We start from the raw sequence: 232 nt of genomic DNA on the forward strand, positions 1-232 counted from the left end.
GGCGTGCTACGCTCGAGACCTTTCACAGCTACGCGCAGCGGCACCTCGAGGTCATCGAGCGCTTTGGCCGGTTTCCGCATCGAAACGACGTGCTGGGCCGGCAGTCGACGGCGGAGGAGCGGACGTACCTGGAAGGAGGCGGCGAGACCTTCGGCCCGGGGTAGCGGAGAGAGGAATCCCATCATGCGTGCAGGTCCTCTGGCAGCGATCATGCTCATCGCCTGTCCCATGG

Annotated in this window: 1 protein-coding gene; it reads left to right on the forward strand. The window is 65.5% G+C overall.

Annotated elements, in window-relative coordinates:
* Positions 1–164, forward strand: a 164-nt coding sequence (locus ACLJNW_RS28880) for a DUF924 family protein (RefSeq protein ID WP_410962117.1), incomplete at its 5' end; no start/stop codon positions are given.
* Positions 165–232 lie beyond the last annotated feature (68 nt).

The sequence above is a fragment of the Salmonella sp. SAL4457 genome (assembly GCF_046548235.1).
Classification (GTDB): Bacteria; Pseudomonadota; Gammaproteobacteria; order Enterobacterales; family Enterobacteriaceae; genus Salmonella; species Salmonella enterica.